Source organism: Microbulbifer flavimaris, from assembly GCF_001641755.2.
Classification (GTDB): Bacteria; Pseudomonadota; Gammaproteobacteria; order Pseudomonadales; family Cellvibrionaceae; genus Microbulbifer; species Microbulbifer flavimaris.
On record NZ_LRFG02000005.1, the window covers coordinates 289,687 to 314,592 of the forward strand.

Below are 24,906 nucleotides of genomic sequence, written 5' to 3' on the forward strand. Positions count from 1 at the left end.
AATTTCCTAGAGTGAGTCGAAAACAATGAAAGATGCCCAGCCCCGCACAGTCTATCTGAAAGACTACCGCCAGCCCGATTACCTGGTGGACAGCACGCGGCTGCGTTTCGAGCTGGAGCCCAACGCCACACTGGTCGAGTCCCAGCTGAAAGTGCGTCGAAACCCCGCTGCCGGCGAGGGCCTGCCGCCGCTGCAGCTTGATGGCGTCGACCTGGAACTGTTATCGGTGGCCATCGACGGCGTGCCACTGGGGGAGGACGACTACACCTGCCATGCGGAGGGATTGAGCATCCCCGTCCATCGTGCCGAATTCACCCTGGAGATACGCAACCGTATCGATCCGGAGGGCAACACGTCGTTGGAGGGACTGTATTTGTCCAATGGCATGTACTGCACCCAGTGCGAGGCGGAGGGCTTTCGCAAGATCACTTACTACCCGGACCGGCCCGACGTAATGTCGAAGTTCACTACCACGATCGTCGCACCAGGGGACTACCCGATTCTGCTATCCAATGGCAACGAGATCGAACGCGGGAAGATCGATGGCGATCGTCACTTTGTCACCTGGGAGGACCCATTCGCCAAACCAGCTTACCTGTTCGCGCTGGTGGCCGGACAGCTGGAGAAGGTCGAAGACCGTTTCACCACCATGAGTGGTCGCGAGGTCATCCTGGAGATCTACACCGAGCCAAAGAATATCCACAAATGCGACCATGCCATGCGCTCTCTCAAGGCGGCTATGCGCTGGGATGAGGAGGTGTATGGGCGGGAGTACGACCTGGACATCTTCATGATCGTCGCCGTGGATCATTTCAACATGGGTGCCATGGAGAACAAAGGCCTCAATATCTTTAATTCTGCCTGTGTACTGGCCAGCCCGGAGACAGCTACCGATGCGGCCTTCCAGCGTATCGAATCCATCGTCGCGCACGAGTACTTTCACAACTGGTCCGGTAACCGGGTTACCTGCCGCGACTGGTTCCAGCTGAGCCTGAAAGAAGGCTTCACCGTGTTCCGCGATGCGGAATTCTCTGCTGACATGAATTCCCGTGCGGTCAAGCGCATCGAGGATGTGTCCATGTTGCGCACGTCCCAGTTTGCCGAAGATGCTGGCCCTATGTCGCACCCGGTGCGGCCAGACTCCTATATGGAGATCTCCAACTTCTACACCCTGACCATTTACGAGAAGGGCGCGGAGGTGGTGCGCATGATTCACACCCTGCTGGGAGCGCAGGCGTTCCGCCGTGGCAGCGACTTGTACTTCGAGCGTCACGATGGCTGTGCGGTTACCTGTGAAGATTTCATTGCCGCAATGGAAGACGCCAATGAGGTGGACCTGAAGCAGTTCAGGCGCTGGTACAGCCAGGCCGGCACGCCGGTGCTGGAAATCAGCGACGACTACGATGCTGATAGTAATCGCTACACGCTCACGGTTCGCCAGTCCTGTCCGCCGAGCCCGGGCCAGGCTGAGAAATTGCCATTCCATATCCCGCTCAAGATGGGCTTGCTCGGGGCGGATGGCAGTGCGCTGGCACTGGATGCCGACGGCAAAGGCGAGACCGTATTGGAAGTGACCGAACCGGAGCAGACCTTTACGTTTGAGGGTGTCCCCGAGCAACCGCTGCCGTCACTATTGCGGGGCTTTTCGGCCCCGGTAAAAGTGCGCTACGACTATTCACCGGCCCAGCTGCAACTGCTTATGCGCGCCGATAGTGACGCCTTTAATCGCTGGGATGCCGGACAGCGCCTGGCCTTCCGGGCACTGGCCCAGTTGCAGGCAGATTTCCGTTCCGGCACCGCAATGGAGCTCCCGCCTGAGCTGGTGGATGCCTACCGGAGTGTGCTTCAGCAGGACGACCTGGATCCAGCGCTGGTAGCTGAAATGCTGACCCTGCCCAGTGCCCAGACACTGGCGGAGGAGGCGGACACGATCGATGCGGAGGCCATAATTGCCTCCCGCAAATATGCCGAGCAGGCTCTGGCCGAAGCGCTTTACGAACACCTGGAGCAGGCTTACCGACGGCTCGATCACGATAAACCCTATCGTCCGGTGGCAGCGGATATTGCACAGCGGCGTCTGAAAAACGTCGCCCTTGCTTATCTGTGTGTCACGGAGCGGGAAGACGCACTGGCCCTTGCCGATAGTCAGTTCGCTACGGCAACCAACATGACTGATAGCGCAGCCGCTCTGGCGGCTCTGGTCAACCGGGCTGATGAACAGCGCGCAGAGGCGGCGTTACAGAACTTTTATGAGCGCTGGAAAGAAGATGACCAGGTCGTGGAACTGTGGCTTTCTTTACAGAGCAGCAGCCCCAAACGCGGCACCCTCGAAGCAGTGCGGGCACTGATGGCCCATCCCGCCTTTGAGCTGACTAACCCCAATCGGGTGCGGTCCGTAATCGGTGCTTTTGCCAACCGCAATTTTACTCAATTCCACCAGCCCGATGGCAGTGGTTTCCGGTTCCTGGCCGAGCAGGTGATTGCGTTGGATAAGCTCAATCCGCAGATTGCCGCGCGACTGGTCACGCCGATCACCCGCTGGAAGAAGTACTGCCAGGGGCCGCGGGAGCAGATGTTTGCAGCACTGCAGTCGGTCATGGCATCGGGGCAACTGTCTGCTGACCTTTATGAAGTGGTGAGCAAGAGCCTGAAAAAAGACTGAGATGTTCTGTCAGTTGGAGGGCTAGCGGATCTGACTGTCCCGGCAGCGGCCGAGGCGGACCAGGCGCAGTCCGTGCTCGTCCAGTGAGAGCTCGGTGATCGAGGTGTAGTCGGGCCGGAACTGGCGGATGCGGGAGTCCTCGCGGATCTTCGCCACCACCGAGTTAATCACCATAAAGTGGCAAAAGATCGCCGTATCACTCTGAAGGCCTTGGAGATATGCGATGATCTCCGCTCGCCACTCCTGCTGGTGGGGTTCCAGTTGGTGCCATTCTTTATCCAGCAGACCGCGTATCCAAGGTCCCCGCTGGCTGGCTGGCAGATCAAGGGGGGAGGGGATTTCCGTCACCAGCGGCTCGATGGCAACCGGCTGCTGCCAGGCTTCAGCAAGAGGCTCGGCGGTTTGCCGCGCGCGCTGCATGGGACTGCTGATTAGAGACACCGGTGGCTCCGAGGACAGGTTCTTGGCCAGCTGACGTGACTGTTCCTCACCAAGCGGTGTCAGTGCAGGGTCACTAATCGAAGGCTTTTTCAGCGCCTCCCCATGACGAATCAACAAAATACGAGGCATTGTACTCCCTGATCAAATACGCAAACGGTATGTGTCCCTGCTCAAGCTGGCGATTGCTCTCTTCTTGCTGAAAATGCTGCCAGGGGCCGTACTAGTCATAGATAGAGGCCTGGACCAATTGATCAAGTTGGCAGGCGTTCACCAGTGATAGCATCATGGCCAGCTTCCTAAATTTAGCCGGTAGAGTATAGCTGGCGCTATTTAGCTCCTTGCAACCCCTGACGTCTTCGTCCATAAAAAATATTGAACAATTTTTTCAGGTCCGGAGCCCCCTGAAGACGGACGAATGACTCCACAGTAGTGATTTTTACACCAAAGCCCCCCTCTTTGTGCCAAAGCATCATTGAGCTTTCGGTGCCCAGGGATTGCGCATAAGTAGTAGCAGGTGGTGGCATGAGCGCGACGGTCATCGACAAGCGCAGTGGCGAGGCTATTTCCACGCCGCTGCAGTCCATCAATTTATCCGCACCCAGTGCCGTCGTCCTTCCCTTCGGCCCAGAAGAAGTTGCCAGTTATTCCCGCGAAGGCTTCGACCTAGTGATCGTCCTGGAAAACGGTCAGCGCATTACCTTGTTCGATTTTTTTGACGTCGATGATGCGGGCCTCCAGAGCGAGCTGCTGTTTCAGGGAGCCAAGGGCAACCTGCTGCGCGGCGAGTACACGGGGGCCGAGCCGGATTTCCTCATCAGTGAAGTTGCCGCTACCCCTGAAGCACTCGTTACGGCTGCTCCCGCGGCCGGTGTCGCAATACCGAACTGGCTGCCTCCCCTGATTGGTATCGGTATCCTCGTCCCCGCTATTGATAATGGTAATGGCGGTGGAGGAGGCTTCGTGATCCCCCCTGGCGGATTCAGGCCGATTGGGCCGGAGATACCAGAGAGTGACGCAGACGCAGATAGCGACGCGGATGCCGATGCCGATGCAGACGCCGATGCCGACGCCGACGCCGACGCAGATGCAGATGCAGATGCAGATGCAGACGCCGATGCCGATGCGGATGCCGACGCGGATGCCGACGCAGATGCCGATGCAGACGCGGATGCTGACGCGGATGCGGATGCGGATGCGGACGCGGACGCCGATGCCGACGCAGATGCCGATGCCGATGCTGACGCGGATGCGGATGCGGATGCGGATGCGGATGCGGATGCGGATGCGGATGCGGATGCAGACGCCGATGCCGATGCCGATGCCGATGCCGATGCCGATGCGGATGCTGACGCGGATGCTGACGCAGACGCAGACGCAGACGCCGATGCGGATGCAGATGCCGATGCGGACGCTGATGCAGACGCCGATGCTGATGCGGACGCTGATGCGGACGCTGACGCGGATGCTGATGCGGACGCTGACGCGGATGCTGACGCGGATGCCGATGCAGACGCCGATGCGGATGCAGATGCCGATGCAGACGCCGACGCGGACGCTGATGCCGATGCCGATGCGGACGCTGATGCAGACGCCGATGCAGATGCAGATGCCGATGCTGACGCTGACGCGGACGCAGATGCCGATGCCGATGCGGATGCAGATGCCGATGCAGACGCCGACGCGGACGCTGATGCCGATGCCGATGCCGATGCCGATGCGGACGCCGATGCTGATGCAGACGCAGACGCAGACGCAGACGCAGACGCAGACGCAGACGCAGACGCCGATGCGGATGCCGACGCGGATGCTGATGCAGACGCTGATGCAGACGCCGACGCGGACGCTGATGCCGATGCCGATGCCGATGCGGACGCTGATGCAGACGCCGATGCTGATGCGGACGCTGACGCTGACGCGGATGCTGACGCAGACGCAGACGCAGACGCTGATGCCGACGCCGACGCCGACGCCGACGCCGATGCGGATGCAGATGCCGATGCAGATGCCGATGCGGATGCAGATGCCGATGCGGATGCAGATGCCGATGCCGATGCCGATGCGGACGCCGACGCGGACGCAGATGCAGATGCCGATGCAGACGCCGATGCGGATGCCGATGCCGATGCCGATGCCGATGCCGATGCCGATGCGGATGCCGATGCGGATGCCGATGCGGATGCGGATGCCGATGCGGATGCCGATGCGGATGCCGATGCCGATGCGGACGCTGATGCCGATGCGGACGCCGATGCTGATGCGGACGCTGATGCAGACGCTGATGCTGACGCCGACGCCGACGCCGACGCCGACGCCGATGCAGACGCGGATGCAGATGCCGACTGTGATTTACCAAGAGATATTGGCTACGTTGCTTTCCAGCTCGATGATGGTCGGGTGATCAAAGTCGAGTTCAATGATGCTGAGATCAACGATGGTCAATTCCCGGCGACATTGATCGACTGCATTGAAGAAACGTACGGAGCTGAAGTCGTACCGGTGAACGGCAGTGATTACATCGTGCAGGCAGGCAATCAGTTTTACGACGACAATTGCGAGATCACAACGACCGATGGTTGGCCTACAAACCCTGGAGGGCAAATAGGTGGTCCGGGCGTTATTGAGGTAGATTTGCAAGACCTTTGTGATGGCGAGCCCCTGTTGTCTGGCGAAGGAGCGGGAGCAGATTCGGTTGCTGCTGCCTGTGGCTGCCTGGATTCGGATTCGACGGAGGAGTACGCTGACTTGGCCGAAGGGGTCAGAGACTTGGTGGGGGCCTTTACTGAAGGACTGGTTCCTTTGTCTCAATTGGAACAAGCTCTGGACAGCCTCGAAATGCTGGTCGAAAGGGGTGAAGAGCTTTCCAATGACCTCGAGTTCGAGCAGAGCGTAGAACTCAATGAGCTCCTGGATGGCGTAGAAACAGCCATTTCTGCACTGACAAATGGTGAATACTCAACAGACAATCTGCCGGGGCAGGGTTGCGGGCCTGAAGACGCAGAGCAGGCGTCGGCCGACAACGTTTATGATGAATTTAGTCTGCAGTTCGAGCAGGATGTGCAGGACCTGTGGCAGCAATCAGGTTTTGACCCTGTCTAGTGTATTCATGCGCTGACAGAAGAATTGTTGTAGACCGGTAGTGACCAGAAAACTGAGGAAGACAGGCCAAGTCATCCCCTGCTCTGTAGGCCTGTCCATCCTCGGTGTGCTCGCATTCCGCCGATCCTCAACAGGGCCTTCTTCCCGCGGTGTTTCCCACCTTGCATTCCCTTCTTTGGTATTCCATAACTTAACAGGCTGGTTAAAAAATAGTCAGCCTGGTTTGGGGTATTTGACCGCTAACGATATTAACGCTTTGGCAAAAATAGCGACAAACAGCTGCCCGCGTTGAACCCAACCGCACTTCATTAATGGATGTTTCAGGGAAGTAGGGATAAAGGTGCACTATGGGAACATACTCTGGCAGCGATAACTCGGGAGACGGACAGAGCTTCTGGTTTGGCCACAAGGATTACCAGAGCGGTAGCTATGACTGGAGTCGCGACGAAAAAGATTCTAGCGGCGGCTACGAGGACTGTAAGGATGGGGACTCTGGTGGAGGCTACGTACCACCACCTGAGGAGTGCGAAAAAGATTACGAGCCACCCAAGGACGACTGCAAAGACGATCCGCCCAAGGACGACTGCAAGTACGGCGACAAAGACGACTGCGATGCCGACGCTGATGCAGATGCCGACGCCGATGCCGATGCGGATGCCGATGCGGATGCCGATGCCGATGCCGATGCGGATGCCGATGCGGATGCCGATGCCGATGCGGATGCGGATGCGGATGCCGATGCCGATGCCGATGCCGATGCGGATGCCGATGCGGATGCCGATGCGGATGCCGATGCCGATGCCGATGCAGATGCGGATGCAGATGCGGATGCCGACGCGGATGCGGATGCCGACGCCGATGCCGACGCGGACGCCGATGCCGATGCCGATGCCGATGCTGACGCCGATGCGGACGCCGACGCCGATGCGGACGCGGATGCCGACTGTGAACTGCCCAATGCGATTTCTTACATCGCTTTCCGGCTTTCGGATGGGCAAATCATTAAGGTGGAAGGGTTTGATGAAGAAATTACTGACGGTACCTATCCGGAGAGTCTGATCCCCTGTATTGAGGAAAACTTCGGTGACCCGGATGGCGAACCGCCGGTTGTGGTCGAGGAGTGGGTCATTAAGGCCGCGACCATTCATTATCAGGGAACCCCAGACGATCCTTGCTCAGAGGCAATCTCCAACGAGGAACTCATTGCGAACTGGCCGATCGCCGGTAACCCAAATGCCCCTGGTGGTCCTACAGTTGGCGGTCAAGGAGTCGTGGAGTTTGACGTCGATGACCTTTGTCCCGATGTTGGTGGCAACGAGATTGTCGAGGCAACCGGGATCACGGAGGTAGTCACTCTCGCAGGTGTGGAGGCCAGTGCGGCCGAGAACGGCGATGAGGAAGACTGCGGCTGTGGCGGGGGTGACGGAGAGCCGGCCCTTTCCCTGGCTGACCTGCTCAGCAATGTAGAGTCACTTGTTTCTGGCTCTCGAGGTGGAAATGACGGCATTAGCGACGCTCTACCTGATGTGTTCGCACGCTTCAGCGAGTCGACCTTCGAGCTGCCTGACCTCGACCTGATGCCTCAGAGTGAAGAAATGGTCCAGGACCTCTGGCAACAGAGTGGCCTGGGAGATTTCCAGATCTGATTGATCTCAACGCGTAGGGAAGAACCGGGCCTCAGGGCCCGGTTTTTTTGTCTAGACTCGATGCTGGAATAAATTTAATCAGCGATGCCGGCAGCTTCCACCACAAGTGGACATCGCAATCATCCTCGGCGAGTGGACATAGTGCTTATTCGACAGCGGCAATGGGCGATAGCACTGGCTATTGCCTGCCACGCCTGGGCTCCCCCGGGGCATGGTCAGGAGTTCCATGAACGGCTCCTACTTGTCAGCAGTGCGTCGCAACTTGCAGCGCAATCTCCTTCAGTCGAATCGTCAGAAGGGAGCCGACCCGCAGTTGTCAGCCAGTCGCAGTATTCACCGCCACTGCTCACCATCGAACAGTCCGTCCTCCAGGCCGTGAACTGGCATCCGGTGATCTCGGAGTCGGTCAATGAGCTGTTCCAGCGACAACAGAATATCCGCATTGCCCGTGCAGGCTACTTCCCCCAACTGAACGCCGGTGTGATTGCCGGTCACGACAGTGAAGATGAGGGGGATGGTAATGGTCATGCGCTGCAGCTCTATGCCTCGCAGGTGATCTATGACTTCGGCAAGGTCTCCAGTGGCGTAGACCTCGCCAGTGCGGAGGCAACGCGCTCTCTGGCGAACGTGCTGTTCAGTGTGGATCAGGTTGCCCGCCAAACTGCCAATGCGGCTATCGAAGTCCAGCGTTACCAGGCTTTACTCGGTATTGCCCGGGAGCGAATCGATGGTGTCCAATCCATAGCGTCGCTGGTGAGAATGCGTAGTGAACGCGGTGCCAGCTCCCGGTCTGACCTGCTCCAGGCAGAGTCTCGAATGCAGGCGGCGCGGGCAGACTTTCAGCAGCTGGAAGCGCGCCTGGCCCGCTGGCGTGCGGAATTGCAGAACTTTGTTGGCGCAGAGCAACCCTTTGCTGTCTCGATGGAAGCCACGCCATCACTGACCTCTGCCTGCGAGGCGCCCGTATCGGCGGTTACCGCATCCCCGCGGGTGCTGATCGCTGAAGCCTCACGGGATGAGGCGATGGCCAGATTGGAAGAAGCCAAATCTGACGCCTGGCCTACCCTGTCTCTCGATGCCAATTACAACCGGTACCTGGATCCCAACTATGTGGATGCCAATGTCATCGATGAGAACGAATCTTCCGTCTTCCTGAATCTCTCCATGCCCATTTATCAGGGGGGGCGGATCTCTGCGACGAAGCAGTCCAGTGCCTATGCGCTTCAGGCGGCTGATTATGCGAAGGATGCGGCGATTGAGACAGTGGCAAGGGATTACCGCTCCGCACAGGAACAGGAAAGGGGGTTGGCCAGGAGCCTTGGCATTCTGGAGGCGCGGGAGCGCTCTATTCGCGAGACTCGCGACCTGTATCGCAAGCAGTATTCTTCGCTTGGTACCCGCACGCTGCTGGACCTGCTCAACTCGGAGCAGGAGCTCTATCAGGCCCGGCAGGAGCTCAGTGGGACAAGGTTCGATCTGGAGAGATTGCGTTTGGACTGTCTCTACAACGTCGGTGCACTGCGACGCGCATTCGGCATTGAGGGGCGGCAAGTGCAGGGGGTGCAAATTCTGCCATGAGTCAGTTGGATGCAGTGGAGGTGAATGAGGCGGCTGCCTCGGACCAGAATCCGGCTCTGGATTTCTCTCCTTGGTTGGAGGCAGTGCTGACGGTGGCCCGTCATTACCGTCTCGATTGTTCGGAAGAAAACATTCGAATTGCCAGTGCCTCAACACAGGACACTTCTACCCACAGTGTTCTTCTCCAGATGGCGCGCCAGGCCGGAATGACGGTGAAAACTGCCAAGTTCGAGCACGCCAAGATAAGCGCCTGGCGACTGCCGCTGGTGATTCAAACGACCGATGGCCAGGTGGGTGTCATTGAAGGAGTGGATAAGCAGGGTGTGGCCAGTGTGACCTTCAGTGGCGATCAGGGTTTGGCGTCGACAGTCGAACTCAAAGCACTGCAGGAACAGGTGCGCATGCTGCTGATCTTGCGACCGCGCAAGACTGTCAGCGATGCCCGGGTCGATGACTACATCAAGCCCCAGGGTAAGCACTGGTTCCGTTCGATCATCCTGCGAGACCTGAAACCCTACACCCATGTCATGCTGGCGACCACAGTAGCCAATACCCTGGCGCTTGCCGGTATCCTGTTCTCGAAACAGGTCTATGACCGTGTAATTCCAGCGGAATCCATGCCAACACTGTATGTCCTGTTCAGCGGTGTCTGTGTGGCTGTGCTTTTTGACTTCATCATGCGGTTGATGCGCACACGCATTACGGATCTTCTTGGCAAGAGGGCCGATATCCGTGTGTCGGACCTCGTATACGGTCATGCCGTGCGACTGCGTAATTCTGCACGCCCGAAGTCCACCGGAACCTTCATTTCCCAAATTCGGGAGTTGGAGCGGGTACGGGAAATGGTGACCTCCACCACGGTTCTGGCCATTGCCGATATGCCGTTCTTCTTTCTCTTTCTGGCTGTGCTCTGGATGATTGCGGGCCCACTGGTTTTGGTGCCACTGGTCGCGCTGTTGCTGCTATTGATACCGGGCCTGTTGGCGCAGGGAAAACTGGCTCGTCTCTCGGCTGAGTCGATGCGGGAATCCTCGCTGCGCAATGCCATGCTGGTGGAATCGGTTCAGGGCATGGAGGACATCAAGGTATTGCAGGCCGAGCAGCGCTTTCAGCAGCAATGGAACCACTTCAATGCGGTGACCGCGGATTCGAATCTCGAGCTGCGATATCTGGTCAGCAAGCTGGTGACCTGGACACACAATGTGCAGTCCTCGGTATTCGCCGTAATTGTACTTTTTGGCGCCCCCATGGTGATGGCCGGTGACCTGACTACCGGTGCGCTGGTCGCGGCCTCTATCCTGGGCTCCCGGATGATGTCACCGATCGCGCAGGTGACCCAGATTTTGAGCCGCTGGCAGCAGGCCAGGATGGCCCTGAAAGGGCTCGACCAGATCATGCAGTTGCCCGTGGATCATGCCGAGGGCAGCAAGCGGGTGCACAAGAGCACGATTCATGGTGATTATGAATTTCGCCAGGCCGCATTCAGCTACGACGCGGACGCGCCCGATCCTGCGCTTCAGGTTCCCGGGCTGGTTATTCGGCCTGGTGAAAAAATCGCAGTTCTGGGGCGCAACGGTGCCGGTAAGTCGACATTGCTGCAGGCGATGGCGGGCCTGCTGGAAAACGCTTCCGGCCTGGCCACAATCGATGGTATTGCCATTGATCATCTTGATCCCGCAGATCTGCGCCGGGACATTGGATTACTGAGCCAGAACTCTACGCTCTTTCACGGCACCCTGCGGGAGAACCTGACCCTGGGAGCGCCTCAGGCTTCTGATGAGGAAATACTGTGGGCGCTGAAAATGAGTTGTGCCGAGGACTTTGTGCGCAGGTTGCCCCGAGGGCTGGACCATATGGTTCTTGAAGGTGGCAAGGGGTTGTCTGGTGGTCAGCGGCAGTCGCTGCTGTTGTCGCGGCTGTTGATACGCCAACCGCAGGTACTGCTGCTGGATGAGCCTTCAGCCTCCCTGGACGAGGCTACCGAACGTCGGGTCATCGACAATCTCTCAGAGTGGATCGGTGAGCGCACATTAATACTGGCTACGCACCGGGCAAGTACCCTGAGGCTGGTGGATAGAATCGTAGTGGTGGATGCAGGTCGAGTGTTGATGGACGGTGGCAAGGAAGAAATACTGACGAAGCTTTCACAGCCTGCGAAGCCGACGCCGGGCCAGTCTTCTGCGGGCAAGTCTGCACAGGTGTCGCCATGAGCCCAAAAGAGGGCGGCGCAAAGGCCTGCCCACTGAAACAGTCCGCCTCTCCCAGGGTGCCTTTGCTGGATGCCGACTTTCACAGAGGCGCAGGCACTCTGGATGACGGAACGGATGAGTCGACGATCGTGCGTTCGACGCGGGTCGTGTGGGTTTTCTTTCTGCTGATCGCTGCACTGATTGCCTGGTCCTATTTTGCACGGGTCGATGAGGTCTCTTCCGGCACGGGAAAGGTGGTGCCGACATCCCGGGCGCAGATGGTCCAGTCACTGGAGGGCGGCATCCTGGCAGACTTGAAGGTCTCCGAGGGGGACATCGTCGAACAGGGGCAAATCCTGGCTCAACTGGATCCCACCAAGATCCGCTCCAACGTGGAAGAGAGTGCAGCCCGCTACCGAGCAGCACTGGCCAGTGCTGCACGCCTGTCGGCAGAGGTGAATGGCAGCAAGCTTGCCTTTCCCGAAGAGCTGGACGGTTTCGACGAGCTGCTGGCCAAGGAGCGCAAACTCTATAACACCCGTCGCCACCAACTGGATGAATCCCTGAAGGGGCTCAGGGAATCCCTGGTGCTGGTTGAAAAAGAACTGTCCATCACGCGCTCGCTGGTGAGCTCAGGAGCGGCCAGCAACGTGGAAGTTTTGCGTCTGAGCCGCCAGAAGTCCGAGCTGGAATTACAGATCAATGAGAGACGCTCGGAGTATATGGTGCGAGCGCGGGAAGAACTGGCAGCGGTCAGTGCCGAGGTTGAGGCGTTGTCATCCGTTATTGAGGGACGCTCCGATTCACTGACAAGGCTCACCCTGCGTTCCCCGGTGCGGGGGATCGTCAAAGATATCGAAGTAACGACCATCGGCGGAGTCATCCCCCCCAACGGCCGTCTGATGGAAATTGTCCCTCTGGACGACAAATTGCTGATCGAAGCTCGAATCTCCCCGCGGGATATCGCCTTCATTCACCCGGAGCAGGCCGCCAAGGTGAAGATCACGGCCTATGACTACTCTGTCTATGGTGGCCTGGATGGGCATGTCAAAATGATCTCTCCGGACACCATTCAGGACGAAATTAATCCGGATCAATATTACTACCGCGTATTTATCCTGACCGAATCAGATGCACTGGTGAATCAGGCGGGCAAGCGCTTTCCCATCGTTCCCGGTATGGTTGCAACCGTTGACGTCAAGACGGGTTCAAAAACTGTCTTCGACTATCTGGTGAAGCCCCTCAACAGCGCGAAAGATGCATTGCGCGAGAGATAATGGTCATGAACGGTCATGCAACTGCCGGACGATGTGGTGCAGTCCTGTCGCGTGTGAGCCTTTCAGCAGCACCAGGTCTCCCTGTTCAAGCTCTTCAGCGAGTTGGTTTGTGCAGCTGTTGTGGTCATCGTGACTTGAGCACCTGATGCCGCTCTCACGCAAGGGGTGAAAAATCCCGGCCATCTGCTTGCCTACCAGAAAAACCGAATCCGGGTTACAGGCCTGTATTTTGGGTACGAGATCCTGATGGCACTGCTCGGAGTCATCCCCCAGTTCCAGCATGTCGCCCAGAACCAGTATTTTTCTTCCTCGCGTCTGTGACGCTGCACTGTGATTGAGGCGATCCAGGGCTGCTTGCATGGAACCAGGATTGGCGTTGTAGGCATCGTTTATCAGGTGGATTTTCCTGTTGTCGAGGGCCACCTCGAGCAGGTCTCCACGCCCGGAGGGTGGTTGGAACAATCCTGTCAACGGCAATGCAGCATTGATATCGAGTGAGAGTGCATCGATGACGGTGAGGCAAGCTAGCCCGTTCATCGCCATATGCAGGCCCATACTGCCGACCGTGAAGTTTACCTCGTTGTTGCCAATGGTGGCCTTGGCAAGACCGGTGGCAGGGTCGTAGTCAGTAAGTCTGGCATTACTGTCGGGGTGACGGCCGAAAGTAATGATCCTGAGCTGCGCCTGCTCCGCTGCAGACTGGATGATGGGCCACTCGGGGATGTCGCGGTTAAAGATTGCAAGCCCGCCGGGCTCCATGGCAGAGAATATCCGGGCCTTCTTGACGGCGATTTCTTCCGTAGTCTTGTGGTATTCAAGGTGAGCTTTGTGAATGTTCGTAATCACAGCTACATGAGGGCGTGCGAGAGCGGAATTTTTGTCCATGCTGCCGATGGCCATCTCAACCAGTGTGAAGCGCGATTGCCACGGTATCGAAGCCAGGTTCCAGGCGATGCCCACCGGAAGATTGGCGTTGGCTTCTGACTTGGCTGCTCCTCCCCAGGGCCCCAACAAGTGATGGAGCATGGCGACGGTCGTTGTCTTTCCAGCGCTACCGGTAATGCCAATTACAGTGCCCGTCAGTTTTTTGCGTGCAAATTTTCCCATGTCCAGTACTGCGGTGCGTACATCCCGAACTCGCAACACGGGTGCGGGCAAATCTGACAAATGGTCTTTCATTCCCTCGGCGAGGATTGCCTGGGGTGTAAATGGCAGTCGAGATAGGTCGCTGCGGGGAATAAACCGATTTCCGCCCTGAGAGCGCAGAGCTATCAGGTTGCCAGGTTTCATACCACCCCGGTAGACGCAGAGGCCCGTAGCAGACCACTCTTTCGCTGGCATCTGGCCAAGCCACTGTCCTCCTGTAGCGATGAGCAGGTTTTCGCGGTTCCAGTTGGGCCCGGACGCTGGCGGAGCTGTCCCATCCGATACCCGTGATGGTTGATTGACGACCTGCTTTCCCCCTTTCAGTAAGAATTCGCGATAGGCGACAAAGCCTGACAAGTAGTGCTCCACATCATCGATACGCAATCGGAACGCATGGTGTCGAATGAAAAAGCTCCCGGTGATCTTGCCAGGGTTCTGGAAGAACATCGCGGTTTCCGGCCAGAAATAGCCATTCAGCAGATGGTAGGCCCTTTTGTCCAGGGCGCGGTAGAAGTGATCGAGATCCAGCAGGTCCAGCAGGTGGCGATGCTTCTCGCTTTGCTGCAATCGCTTGACCATTCTTTCCGCGGCCATCATCAACTCAAGCAGGGTGGGGAAGGTGGTGATCCTGTTCTCGACAAAGTCCAGGTAGTCGGCCACATTTTGCAGGCCAAAGCGGAAGTACTTTTCTTCCGGGCGGTAGAGCGTCAGTTCGTTGACACAATAGCTCAGCCAATGATCATGAGCTCGCCAGTGCCCGGCCTCGATGAAGTAATCGAACGCTTTCTCCACCACATTGAGCCAGCGTTCGTCTTTTGTGAGGCCATAGAGGCGCATCAGTGCGAATGCCGCCTCACCATCGTAATAAATGATCCTGAATGCCTGTTTGACGTTGAGTTCGGGAAACTGGAGGACATGCAGGAACTGGCCACTGTCCGGGTTCTGCATGTACTGGATGCTGAGGGCCAGCTGCTCCAGCAATTCCCGGTATCTGGTCGACCCTGTTGCCTGGGAATACTTGACTAGCGCCAGAATAGCGACTGCATTGCCGCCGAGTTTGACCTCTCCATTGCTCTCGACCAGAAATGCTACCCGCTGCCCATTGGGGAGCGTGACGCGCTGGATCAACGTCTCGGTTAGATGCCCCAGTGCGCGTTCGATGGCAGACTTGAGCTGCGGACTTTCTGTTACCTCCCATGCCTCGATCATCGCATAGGTACTACTGGCATGGCGCAGTGTGTTGTAGGTGTTGATCGGACGGTCAAAGCAGGCATGCCATCCGTAATAAAAGCGTCCGTTGGAGCGAACCTGGCTGGCCAGGAATTCGCTGCTGGATCTCACCAGATCAGTGACCAGCGACGTATCCAGCCTGTTGACCAGTCTTCGTCCCGCATTGCGGCCTGGCCCGTAAAGGTAGATGGGAGGGGTTACATTGCTGGCGAAGATGCCTTTGGTGGAAAGAATGAATACCGCTTGTTTTTCGACTGAGTCCAGCTGTGGGACCCGATTGAAACGACGCTTTGCGTATTTCTGGAAATTTCCATGGTTGAATACGGCATGTTCAACCTGGTTGCCGCCATAGCAAATGGCATTGGCATTCAGCTCCATCTCCAGCAGGGCAAAACGGAGATCGTGGTCGAAAGCGAGACCATGGCGGAAGTAGCCACGTTTGGTTTTTTTCAGGCGCGCGTCCAGCCCCTCCCAGGTGGTGGCCTCTATCGAGGTTACCCAGTCAATCCTGAGCCACTTGACCTGCAGCTTGCGTTTTCTGGCAGTGGTCTGCGCCTGAGAAGCAATCTGCCGCCAGGCTTCGTCAAAGGTCTGGGCCTTGCAATGGCTCGTATGGGCCCTTTGCTCACTATCGCAGATTGAGGCGAAGAGCACTATCGGCGCCTGGTTCCGGCTGATTTGCCGCTCGACCTGTGGGCGCACCTGTATCAGGAGTTCGGAAAGAGACATGCTTGTTATTTGCAACCATCCGTGGCATTTGCGGCTCTGATCTGGGTAATGGGAAAAGGGGCTTTGTTAAGAGGTTGACGCACAGCCGACTTTTCTCTGGCATTACCCAGATAAGGATCAACAGCAGTATAGCGCTCGACCGGATCTGTCGCGCAGCAGCCTGCCCTGGACGGGAGGGATAACAAAGAACCCCGAAGCGGTGGTTATTTCGAAGGCAATATCCAGAAGCTCATCAGTAAAGCAACAGGATTCTAATATTGAGCGTAAAAGGAAAATGGACAGGAAGGCGGGGGGATTCGGGGAAAGACCACCAACCCACCGGCGTGACGGGCCGTTGGATTGGTGGAATATGCTCGGGAGTATTTACAGTCCGGCTGCGAGACGGGACCCCTGGTCAATAGCACGCTTGGCGTCAAGTTCGGCCGCTTCGTCAGCCCCGCCAATCAGATGGGAGCGGATACCGAGTTTCTCCAGCTCGGTGTGCAGGGTCCGCTCCGGCTCCTGACCGGCACAGATGATGATGTTGTCAACTTCCAGCAGGCGCGATTCTTCGCCCAGTTGCAGGTGCAGGCCCTTGTCATCGATCTTTTCATACTGGGCGCCCGCGATCATTTCCACCTGGCGATGCTTGAGGCTGGTGCGATGGATCCAGCCGGTGGTTTTGCCGAGGCCGGCACCCACCTTGCTGGTCTTGCGCTGCAGCAGGTAGACCTGTCGCGGTGAAGATACCGCTTCAGGCTGCTGCAGGCCCGCCCGCTGGTTCAGTTCGATGTCCACGCCCCATTCGCGGAAAAACTCATCCCGATCACTGGCGAGCAGCTGCTCCTGGTGGTCGTGCTCATGGGTGAGATACTCCGCCACGTCGAAGCCAATGCCGCCGGCGCCGATAATCGCGACCCGCTGGCCTACCGGCTTTTTCTCCTTCAGCACATCCAGGTAGCCGAGCACTTTTTCATTTTCGACACCGGGAATGGGTGGCGTACGGGGGCTGATGCCGGTGGCAAGAATCACCTCATCGAAATCCTTCAGTTCACCGGCGGTTACACGGTGGTTCAGTTTCACAGCGACACCAGTGAGTTCCAGCTTGCGCTTGAAGTAACGCAGAGTTTCTTCGAACTCTGCCTTGCCCGGGATCTGTTTGGCCACATTGAATTGCCCGCCAACTTTGTCGCCGGCTTCGAACAGGGTGACCCTGTGCCCGCGCTCGGCGGCGACGGTGGCGGCGGCGAGACCCGCCGGGCCAGCGCCGACCACAGCGATACGCTTCTTCACTTCCGCGGTTGTATAGTTCAGCTCTGTTTCATGACAGGCACGGGGGTTCACCAGGCACGAGGTGAGCTTCATCTCAAAGGTATGGTCGAGGCAGGCCTGGTTGCAGCCGATGCAGGTGTTGATTTCATCGGCGCGGCTTTCTGCCGCCTTGTTGACGAAGTCGGCGTCAGCGAGGAATGGCCGCGCCATGGAGACCATGTCCGCATGGCCGGCGGCGAGCACTTCTTCACCTACTTCCGGCATGTTGATGCGGTTACTGGTGATCACCGGCACGCGCAGGTGCTGCTTGACCTTGGCGGTGATGGCGGTGAAAGCGGCGCGGGGCACGCTGGTGGCGATGGTCGGCACACGGGCCTCGTGCCAGCCGATGCCGGTATTGATGATGGTCGCCCCGGCGTCCTCGATGGCCTTGCCCAGTGCGACTACCTCATCGAAGGTGCTGCCGTCTTCGACCAGGTCGAGCATGGAGAGCCGGTAGATGATGATGAACTCTGGTCCGACCGCCTCGCGCACGCGACGTACGATTTCAATCGGCAGGCGGATGCGATTCTCGAAGCTGCCACCCCACTCATCGGTGCGTTTGTTGGTGCGCGACACAATGAACTGGTTGATGAAGTAGCCCTCGGAACCCATGATCTCCACGCCGTCATAACCGGCCTCCCGGGCCAGGGTGGCGCAGCGCACGTAGTCATCGATCTGGCCCTCGATCTCCTCGCTGGTCAGCTCCCGCGGGGGGAAGGGATTGATCGGAGCCTGAACTGCCGAGGGCGCAACCAGGTTCGGATTGTAGGCATAGCGGCCAGCGTGGAGGATCTGCATGCAGATCTTGCCGCCCTCAGCGTGCACGGCGTCTGTGATCTCACGATGCTGCTGTGCCTCTTCCGGGGTGGTCATCTTGGCGGAGCCCATAAAGACCCCCCCTTCTTCATTGGGCCCGATACCGCCGGTCACGATCAGGCCTACGCCTCCGCGGGCCCGCTCGGCATAGAAGGCGGCAAGCCGGGTAAACCCGCCCGGATGCTCTTCCAGATTAGTGTGCATGGAGCCCATCAGGACACGGTTCTTGAGCTGGGTGAAGCCCAGGTCCAGGGGGGCAAGAAGGTTGGGGTATGGCTGGGACATGGCGGCTGTCTCTCTTCTTCTGGCTCGCTGTGCCGGTTCCCCCGATGGGCGCGCCACCGGCGGTGTTTGATTGGTTCGGCAGAATAGCAGGGGGCAGGAAGGGCAGGCAGTGACCATACCGGCCGAATTCTTTGGCTTTGCTTCGCTCCTTCTTAGCGGGAAAACCGGTCAGCGGGTAATCAGGTCAGCGGTAGAACAGCTCCAGCAGCAGCTTGCGGACCCACTGGTTCGCCGGGTCACTGTCCTGGTTGCGGTGCCAGAGCAGGTGCCAGTCCATTTGTGGGATCTGGAAGGGGAGCTCGAACAGGCGGGCTGGATATTGCCCCGCGAGGCTGGCGGGTACTGTCAGAGCAAGATCCGTGCGCATGACCACCAGGGGCGCGACCCGGTAGTGCTGCACGCGCAGCTTGATCGCTCGGCGCCGGCCCTGCTTGTTGAGGGCGATATCGACCACCCCGGGACCGGTGCGGCGGCTGGAAACGTGCACGTGCCCGAGCGCCAGGTACTGGTCGAGGCTCAACCGTTCCTCTATGGCCAGCGGGTGGTCCTCCCGCAACATGCACAGGTAGCGGTCGTTCAGGAGCCGCTGCTGTTGCAACTGGGTGGCCGTGGCCAGGGGCACGTCCAGGCCGAAATCCAACGTATTGGCCGCCAGTTCCCGGGCCAGCTGGTCTCTGGGTACGTAATAGGATTCCACGCTGATCCCCGGTGCCCGTTGCTCGAGCGCCTCAAGCAGGCGTGGAAGCAGCAGGGTTTCCGCCATGTCGTTCATGGAAAGCCGCAGTGTCTTGCGCGCGGTGGTCGGATCGAAGCTGGATTGGGCACTGAGGCTGCCGTCCAACAATGCCAGCGCCTGCTGGATGCGGGGCATGATGCTCTCAGTCAACGGGGTGGGACTCATGCCCGTGGGGGTACGGATGAAAAGCGGGTCGTCCAGGTTGCGCCGCAATCGGGCGAGGGCGTTACTGACAGCGGGCTGGGTGATGTGGAGCTGCTCGGCGGCGCGGGTCAGGTTCCGCTGCCGGTAGATGGCGTCCATCACCAGGAACAGGTTCATATCCATCTGCTGTAACTGAGCACCTGCCACGCGATTGTCTCCCGTCATTGCTGGCCAGACTGTGGCTACTGGCGGGCCAATTCAGGCTCCAGCGATGCCACTGGGCCGTTCTTTTTATAGTGGTGGGCTATCACCAGCATGAATGGCTGCATATTCGCATAATAAACTTTGATGATCTATTGGGGGCCGGTAGGGTGGAGGGAGTTAACGGAGGTACTCTGGTGACCCAATTTTTTACCGTCCGGCACGGCCAGGCGTCGTTCGGGGCAGACGATTACGACAAACTCTCAGAGCTGGGCTGGCGACAAGCCCGCTGGCTGGGTGAGCACTGGCGGGCAGAGGGGCTGCAGTTCGACCGGATCCTGTGCGGGGATCTGCGCCGTCACCGGGAGACGGCACAGGGTCTCTGTCAGGGGCTGAAGCTGGACGGCGTCACCCCGCAGTTGCTCCCCCAGCTCAATGAATTTGATTTCCACGCCCTGACCCGCCTGTACGGCCAGCACAATCCGCAAGCGGTTCCCGGCGAAGGCAGTCCCCGCGCCCATTACTATCGCTTCTTGAAGAGTGCCATGCTGGCCTGGTCCCGGGGAGAGGTCTCGCCCAATGAAAGTTGGCAGGCCTTCGAGCGGCGTATCGACGAGGCATTGTCGGTGATTGCTGATGCCCCGAGGGGCAGCAAGACCCTGGTCGTGAGTTCCGGTGGCGCCATCGCCATGATGATCCGCCAGGTGCTGGGCGCGCACCCGGAAACCGTGACGCGACTGAATATGCAAATCCGCAATACGGCGGTCAGTCATTTTTTTGGCAGCGGGGAAGAGTGCAGCCTGCACAGTTTTAACCACCTGCCGCATATGGAAACACCAGAGCGCAGGGAATATATCACTTACAGCTAGCGGACATGGAGCAGACCAGAGCAGCTGGAATGCCTGATCTGTTCGCCTTACTTATCGCAGAATTTGGGGAGGAAAAGCAACGTGGATTTCGAATACTCGGATCGGGTCAAACAGCTATTGGAGCGGCTGCGGGGCTTTATGGACGCGCACGTGTATCCCGCGGAGAAAACCTTTCACGAGCAGCTGCAGGAAGACCGCTGGGGCGAGCCGCAGATTTTGCAGGAACTGAAAGCAAAGGCGCGGGAGGCTGAGCTCTGGAATCTCTTCCTGCCCGATCCCCGCTTCGGCGCCGGGCTGACCAATCTGGAATACGCGCCACTGGCTGAAGAGATGGGGCGGGTACTCTTCGCGTCCGAGATCTTCAATTGCAGCGCACCTGACACTGGCAATATGGAAGTGCTGGCACAGTATGGCAGTGCGGAACAGCAGGAGCGGTGGTTGCAGCCACTTCTCGAAGGGGAGATCCGCTCGGCATTTGCCATGACCGAGCCCGCCGTGGCCTCCTCCGATGCTACCAATATCGAGACCTCCATCGTGCGCGATGGTGACGACTATGTCATCAACGGGCACAAGTTCTACATCAGCGGTGCCCTCAATCGCCGCTGCAAGATCCTGATCGTGATGGGTAAAACGGATGCGGAAAACCCCGACCGCTACCGGCAACAGTCGCAGATCCTGGTTCCGGTGGACACACCGGGAGTAAAGATCATTCGACCCATGACCGTATTTGGCTATGACGATGCCCCGGAGGGACACGCTGAGATTATTTTTGACGATGTCCGCGTTCCGGCGCACAACCTGATTTTCGGCGAGGGGCGCGGTTTCGAAATCGCCCAGGGGCGTCTGGGGCCGGGCCGCATGCACCACTGCATGCGCCTGATCGGCCAGGCGCAGCGCGCGCTGGAGATGATGGCGCGCCGCTCTGAAGAGCGCATCGCCTTCGGGCGGCCGTTGAGCAAGCAGGGCTCGGTGCGGGAAGATATCGCCAAATCTGCCTGCGAGATTGAGCAGGCACGGCTGCTGACACTGAAGGCGGCAGAGCAGATGGATCGCCACGGCAACAAGGCAGCCAAAGACCTGATTGCCATGATCAAGATCGTAGCACCGCAGATGGCCTGCAACGTGATTGACCGGGCCATTCAGATTCACGGTGCCGCGGGGCTGGGGCAGGATTTCGGCCTCGCCCAGCAATATGCCTACGCACGCACCATCCGGCTCGCCGACGGGCCGGACCAGGTGCATATGATGCAGCTGGGGCGCAATTTGGCCGCCCGCTACAGCGCAGAATAATCACGGGGGAAGCGATGACAACAGAAGTGATGAAGCCAGAAGCGGGATCGGTGGAGCAGTTGCCTCTTGTCGAGCTCACTGCCTATCTGGAACACGCGATTCCCGGGTTTTGTGGTCCCGTACAGGTGAGCAAGTTTTCCGGAGGCCAGTCCAACCCCACGTTCAAGCTGGAAACCGCCGCCGGTGTCTATGTCTTGCGCCGCCAACCGCCGGGTAAATTGCTCAAGTCTGCCCACGCCGTGGACCGCGAATTTCGCGTAATGCGCGCACTGGCACATACCGAAGTGCCAGTGCCGGAAGTGATCCACCTCTGTGAAGATCGAGACGTGATCGGTTCGCTGTTCTACGTCATGGAATACTGTGAGGGGCGCATCTTCTGGGATGCGGCCCTGCCGGAGGTGGACAACCAGCAGCGGGCGGCGATGTACGATGAGATGAATCGGGTCCTGGCAGCGTTGCACAGCATCGATGTGGGAACAGTCGGGCTCGCGGACTACGGCAAGCCCGGGAATTATTTCGAACGACAGTTCGAGCGCTGGAGTGGGCAATACCGGGCCAGTGAGCTGGAGCCGGTGGGACCAATGGATGCGCTGATTCAGTGGCTCGGCCAGCACCTGCCGGAGGACGATGGCCGTATCGCTCTGGTACACGGGGACTACCGGCTGGATAACATGATTTTCCATCCGCAGCACCCGCGGGCGATGGCCCTGCTGGACTGGGAGCTGTCCACGCTCGGTCATCCCTTTGCCGACCTCGCCTATCAATGTATGCAGCTTCGCATGCCAAAAAGTGGCGACAAGATGGCTGGCCTGATGGGAGTTGATCGGGCAAAGCTGTCCATTCCCTCCGAGAAGGAATACATCGCCCGGTACTGTGCTCGTTGCGGTATCGAGCGAATCGACAACTGGGCCTTCTACCTGGCGTTCAGCTTTTTCCGCCTGGCGGCCATCATTCAGGGAGTGGCCAAGCGCGCTCAAGATGGCAATGCCTCCAGTCGCAGCGCAGCGAAGCTCGGGGCACTGGTGGATCCTGTGGCGCGCTTCGCACTGGATGTGATTGAGAAAGAATACTGATGCGGTCCTGCATTTCCGGATAAAAAATTCGTGGCAAATAACAAGTAACGCAGACAATAATGAGAGGAATCCATGGCGACAGAAATTTTTGACCTGACGGGTAGGGTGGCATTGGTTACCGGCGCCAGCCGCGGAATCGGTGAGGCGATTGCCCGACTGCTGGCGGAGCAGGGGGCGCAGGTGATTGTGTCCAGCCGTAAAATTGATGGTTGTAAGGCAGTTGCGGATGCGATTGTGGATGCGGGTGGGCAGGCAGAGGCCTTTGCCTGTCATATCGGCAATATGGAGGATATCGGCAAGATGTTCGGCCATATCCGCGAGAAATATGGCCGGCTGGATATCCTCGTCAATAATGCGGCAGCGAATCCCTACTTCGGCCATATTCTCGATACCGATCTCGCTGCGTTCGAGAAAACCGTGGACGTTAATATCCGCGGCTATTTTTACATGTCGGTCGAGGCCGGCAAGTTGATGCGTGAACAGGGTGGCGGCTGTATTGTTAATACGGCATCGATCAATGCCCTGCAGCCGGGCGTGGGGCAGGGTATCTACTCCATAACCAAGGCTGCCGTCGTCAACATGACCAAGGCATTTGCCAAAGAGTGTGCTCCGTTCAATATCCGCGTCAACGCGCTGTTGCCGGGCCTCACCCGCACAAATTTTGCCGGTGCACTGTTTGCCGACGAGGGCATCTACAAAACAGCGATCGATCACATCCCCATGCATCGCCATGCCGAGCCAGAGGAAATGGCGGGGACGGTGCTTTACCTCGTATCGGATGCCTCCAGTTACACCACCGGCGAGTGCGTGGTTGTGGATGGTGGCATGACGGCTTGTGGAGGCATTTGATATGACGAATGATGCGATGCTCGATTTCGATGGCAAGGTTGCACTCATTACCGGTGCTGCCAGTGGACTCGGGGCGGCCCTTGCCCGTGAGCTCGGCAAGCGGGGAGCGCGGCTGGTCCTCGGCGATATCAATTCCGTGGAGCTGGACCGTCTGGCAGATGAGCTGGGCGGTGAAGACGTACAGCTGGCGACGCAACATTGCGACGTCTCCCGCGAGAAAGATTGTCAGGGGCTGGTCTCCCTGGCCCGAGAGCGCTTCGGAGGGCTTGATATCGCGGTCAACAACGCCGGGGTCGCACCGCCTATCATGTCCCTGGAGGAAACTGACGAGGCGGAGCTGGACCGCCAGTACAACATCAACCAGAAAGGCGTATTCTTTGGTCTTCGACACCAGTTGCCGGTGATGAAAGCTGCGGGAAGTGGTGTCATTCTCAATGTTTCGTCCATGGCGGGGCTGGGTGGCGCGCCGAAAATTGCCTCCTACGCTGCAGCAAAACATGCGGTAATCGGGCTTACCAAGACCGCTGCTATCGAGGCCGCCGGGGACGGTGTACGCGTTAACGCCATTTGCCCGTTTTTTACCCTCACCCCGATGGTGACCGGCATTGAGACCCCGGAGGGTGTGAGTGCTGAGGATTTCCAGGCTTTCCTGGCGTCCGGCTGCCCCATGAAACGCCTGGCAGATACCAGTGAAGTGGTTGCAGCCATGGTGATGCTGCTCTCGCCGGCACTGACTTACGTCACTGGGCAGGCCCTGGCTGTAGATGGGGGTTTATCGGCATACTGACCGGCAGGCCTCTCGTAGCGGATTGTCTCGGGGGGCTCCACCAGTCTATACAAGTGATCCATGGAAAGAGGATTCAAGATGTCGACAGTCATTCCCCGCGACCAGGTGGCGGACCATATCGGTGTTGAGCTGAAGCCCACGAAGTGGTTCACCATTGACCAGGCACGTATTGATGCCTTTGCCGACTGCACCCTTGACCATCAGTTTATTCACGTGGATCCGGAGGCAGCTAAGCAGACGCCACTGGGCAGTACAGTGGCGCACGGATTCCTGACGCTCTCCCTGCTGTCACATTTCGCCGAGCAGCTGGGTCTAGCTATTGAGGGGACTCAGATGGCCATGAACTATGGCCTCGACAGAGTCCGCTTTGTTTCGCCGGTCAAGGTGAATAGTCGTGTGCGGGTGTTGGCCACCGTGCTCGATATCCTGGAGAAGAGCCCCGGGCAGTTCCTCGTCACTCTGCAAATGACGATGGAAGTGGAGGGGGAGCAGAAACCTGCGTTAATCGCCGAATGGCTGATCATGCAGTTTGTCTGAGGGGGTAAAGGGCTTCGCCACCGCTGCAGAGC

At 58.5% G+C, this 24,906-nt stretch carries 16 protein-coding genes; 12 read left to right on the top strand and 4 right to left on the bottom strand.

Annotated features, from left to right (window positions below; translation table 11 throughout):
* The first annotated feature begins 25 nt into the window (after positions 1 to 25).
* Positions 26 to 2,662 carry an aminopeptidase N gene (gene pepN / locus AWR36_RS14110; protein ID WP_067086209.1) on the top strand — a complete coding sequence of 879 codons (2,637 nt, stop codon included), beginning with the start codon at positions 26 to 28 and terminating at the stop codon, positions 2,660 to 2,662.
* 21 nt (positions 2,663 to 2,683) lie between these two features.
* Here pepN and AWR36_RS14115 read toward each other — a convergent pair whose 3' ends face one another.
* Positions 2,684 to 3,232: a histidine phosphatase family protein gene (locus AWR36_RS14115; protein ID WP_067086212.1), complete on the bottom strand. Its 549-nt coding sequence runs from the start codon at positions 3,230 to 3,232 to the stop codon at positions 2,684 to 2,686.
* A 393-nt stretch (positions 3,233 to 3,625) separates the two neighbouring features.
* On the opposite strand from AWR36_RS14115, the gene AWR36_RS16150 reads away from it, so the two are divergent.
* From AWR36_RS16150 to AWR36_RS14140, 5 genes are all read left to right on the top strand, one after another.
* Positions 3,626 to 6,199, top strand: a complete 2,574-nt coding sequence (locus tag AWR36_RS16150; RefSeq protein ID WP_141398543.1) for a BapA/Bap/LapF family prefix-like domain-containing protein — start codon at positions 3,626 to 3,628, stop codon at positions 6,197 to 6,199.
* A gap of 347 nt (positions 6,200 to 6,546) precedes the next feature.
* A complete protein-coding gene (locus tag AWR36_RS16260; RefSeq protein WP_067104721.1) occupies positions 6,547 to 7,845 on the top strand; it encodes a hypothetical protein in 1,299 nt (432 codons plus the stop codon).
* An 84-nt stretch (positions 7,846 to 7,929) separates the two neighbouring features.
* Positions 7,930 to 9,423 (top strand): TolC family outer membrane protein, encoded by a 1,494-nt coding sequence (locus tag AWR36_RS14130; protein WP_096866669.1) that lies wholly within the window; start codon positions 7,930 to 7,932, stop codon positions 9,421 to 9,423.
* On the top strand, positions 9,420 to 11,633 hold the full coding sequence (locus AWR36_RS14135) for a type I secretion system permease/ATPase (RefSeq protein ID WP_067086218.1): 2,214 nt from the start codon (positions 9,420 to 9,422) through the stop codon (positions 11,631 to 11,633). The genes AWR36_RS14130 and AWR36_RS14135 overlap by 4 nt, the downstream gene beginning before the upstream one ends.
* Positions 11,630 to 12,889, top strand: coding sequence for an HlyD family efflux transporter periplasmic adaptor subunit (locus tag AWR36_RS14140; protein ID WP_082679621.1), 1,260 nt, complete (start codon positions 11,630 to 11,632; stop codon positions 12,887 to 12,889). Before AWR36_RS14135 ends, AWR36_RS14140 begins: the two co-directional genes overlap by 4 nt.
* 3 nt (positions 12,890 to 12,892) lie before the next feature.
* Here the strand turns inward: AWR36_RS14140 and AWR36_RS14145 are convergent, their stop codons facing one another.
* The 3 genes from AWR36_RS14145 to AWR36_RS14155 all read right to left on the bottom strand — a co-directional run bounded on the left by AWR36_RS14145 (position 12,893) and on the right by AWR36_RS14155 (position 19,475).
* Positions 12,893 to 15,994 (bottom strand): Mur ligase family protein, encoded by a 3,102-nt coding sequence (locus AWR36_RS14145; RefSeq protein WP_082679622.1) that lies wholly within the window; start codon positions 15,992 to 15,994, stop codon positions 12,893 to 12,895.
* A gap of 363 nt (positions 15,995 to 16,357) precedes the next feature.
* Complete coding sequence (locus AWR36_RS14150; protein WP_067086223.1) at positions 16,358 to 18,388, bottom strand: NADPH-dependent 2,4-dienoyl-CoA reductase; 2,031 nt, start codon at positions 18,386 to 18,388, stop codon at positions 16,358 to 16,360.
* 184 nt (positions 18,389 to 18,572) lie between these two features.
* On the bottom strand, positions 18,573 to 19,475 hold the full coding sequence (locus AWR36_RS14155) for a LysR family transcriptional regulator (RefSeq protein WP_231745347.1): 903 nt from the start codon (positions 19,473 to 19,475) through the stop codon (positions 18,573 to 18,575).
* 191 nt (positions 19,476 to 19,666) lie between these two features.
* Here AWR36_RS14155 and AWR36_RS14160 point away from each other — a divergent pair, with 191 nt between their 5' ends.
* From AWR36_RS14160 to AWR36_RS14185, 6 genes are all read left to right on the top strand, one after another.
* A complete protein-coding gene (locus tag AWR36_RS14160) occupies positions 19,667 to 20,338 on the top strand; it encodes a histidine phosphatase family protein (RefSeq protein WP_067086231.1) in 672 nt (223 codons plus the stop codon).
* A gap of 81 nt (positions 20,339 to 20,419) precedes the next feature.
* The gene (locus AWR36_RS14165; protein WP_067086233.1) at positions 20,420 to 21,628 is read left to right on the top strand and encodes an acyl-CoA dehydrogenase family protein; all 1,209 of its coding nucleotides are present in this window, start codon (positions 20,420 to 20,422) and stop codon (positions 21,626 to 21,628) included.
* A 14-nt stretch (positions 21,629 to 21,642) separates the two neighbouring features.
* A complete protein-coding gene (locus AWR36_RS14170; RefSeq protein ID WP_231745348.1) occupies positions 21,643 to 22,701 on the top strand; it encodes a phosphotransferase in 1,059 nt (352 codons plus the stop codon).
* Positions 22,702 to 22,773: 72 nt separating this feature from the next.
* On the top strand, positions 22,774 to 23,550 hold the full coding sequence (locus tag AWR36_RS14175) for an SDR family oxidoreductase (RefSeq protein ID WP_067086238.1): 777 nt from the start codon (positions 22,774 to 22,776) through the stop codon (positions 23,548 to 23,550).
* A gap of 1 nt (position 23,551) precedes the next feature.
* The gene (locus tag AWR36_RS14180; RefSeq protein ID WP_197409285.1) at positions 23,552 to 24,337 is read left to right on the top strand and encodes an SDR family NAD(P)-dependent oxidoreductase; all 786 of its coding nucleotides are present in this window, start codon (positions 23,552 to 23,554) and stop codon (positions 24,335 to 24,337) included.
* A 78-nt stretch (positions 24,338 to 24,415) separates the two neighbouring features.
* Positions 24,416 to 24,874 (top strand): MaoC family dehydratase, encoded by a 459-nt coding sequence (locus tag AWR36_RS14185; RefSeq protein WP_067086404.1) that lies wholly within the window; start codon positions 24,416 to 24,418, stop codon positions 24,872 to 24,874.
* The last annotated feature ends 32 nt before the right edge of the window (positions 24,875 to 24,906 follow it).

What these genes read in the sequence shown, in the direction of transcription:
- pepN (WP_067086209.1), top strand. Translation starts at nt 26, where the DNA reads ATGAAAGATGCCCAGCCCCGCACAGTCTATCTGAAAGACTACCGCCAG.
- AWR36_RS14115 (WP_067086212.1), bottom strand. Translation starts at nt 3,232, where the DNA reads ATGCCTCGTATTTTGTTGATTCGTCATGGGGAGGCGCTGAAAAAGCCT.
- AWR36_RS16150 (WP_141398543.1), top strand. Translation starts at nt 3,626, where the DNA reads ATGAGCGCGACGGTCATCGACAAGCGCAGTGGCGAGGCTATTTCCACG.
- AWR36_RS16260 (WP_067104721.1), top strand. Translation starts at nt 6,547, where the DNA reads ATGGGAACATACTCTGGCAGCGATAACTCGGGAGACGGACAGAGCTTC.
- AWR36_RS14130 (WP_096866669.1), top strand. Translation starts at nt 7,930, where the DNA reads ATGCCGGCAGCTTCCACCACAAGTGGACATCGCAATCATCCTCGGCGA.
- AWR36_RS14135 (WP_067086218.1), top strand. Translation starts at nt 9,420, where the DNA reads ATGAGTCAGTTGGATGCAGTGGAGGTGAATGAGGCGGCTGCCTCGGAC.
- AWR36_RS14140 (WP_082679621.1), top strand. Translation starts at nt 11,630, where the DNA reads ATGAGCCCAAAAGAGGGCGGCGCAAAGGCCTGCCCACTGAAACAGTCC.
- AWR36_RS14145 (WP_082679622.1), bottom strand. Translation starts at nt 15,994, where the DNA reads ATGTCTCTTTCCGAACTCCTGATACAGGTGCGCCCACAGGTCGAGCGG.
- AWR36_RS14150 (WP_067086223.1), bottom strand. Translation starts at nt 18,388, where the DNA reads ATGTCCCAGCCATACCCCAACCTTCTTGCCCCCCTGGACCTGGGCTTC.
- AWR36_RS14170 (WP_231745348.1), top strand. Translation starts at nt 21,643, where the DNA reads ATGACAACAGAAGTGATGAAGCCAGAAGCGGGATCGGTGGAGCAGTTG.
- AWR36_RS14175 (WP_067086238.1), top strand. Translation starts at nt 22,774, where the DNA reads ATGGCGACAGAAATTTTTGACCTGACGGGTAGGGTGGCATTGGTTACC.
- AWR36_RS14180 (WP_197409285.1), top strand. Translation starts at nt 23,552, where the DNA reads ATGACGAATGATGCGATGCTCGATTTCGATGGCAAGGTTGCACTCATT.
- AWR36_RS14185 (WP_067086404.1), top strand. Translation starts at nt 24,416, where the DNA reads ATGTCGACAGTCATTCCCCGCGACCAGGTGGCGGACCATATCGGTGTT.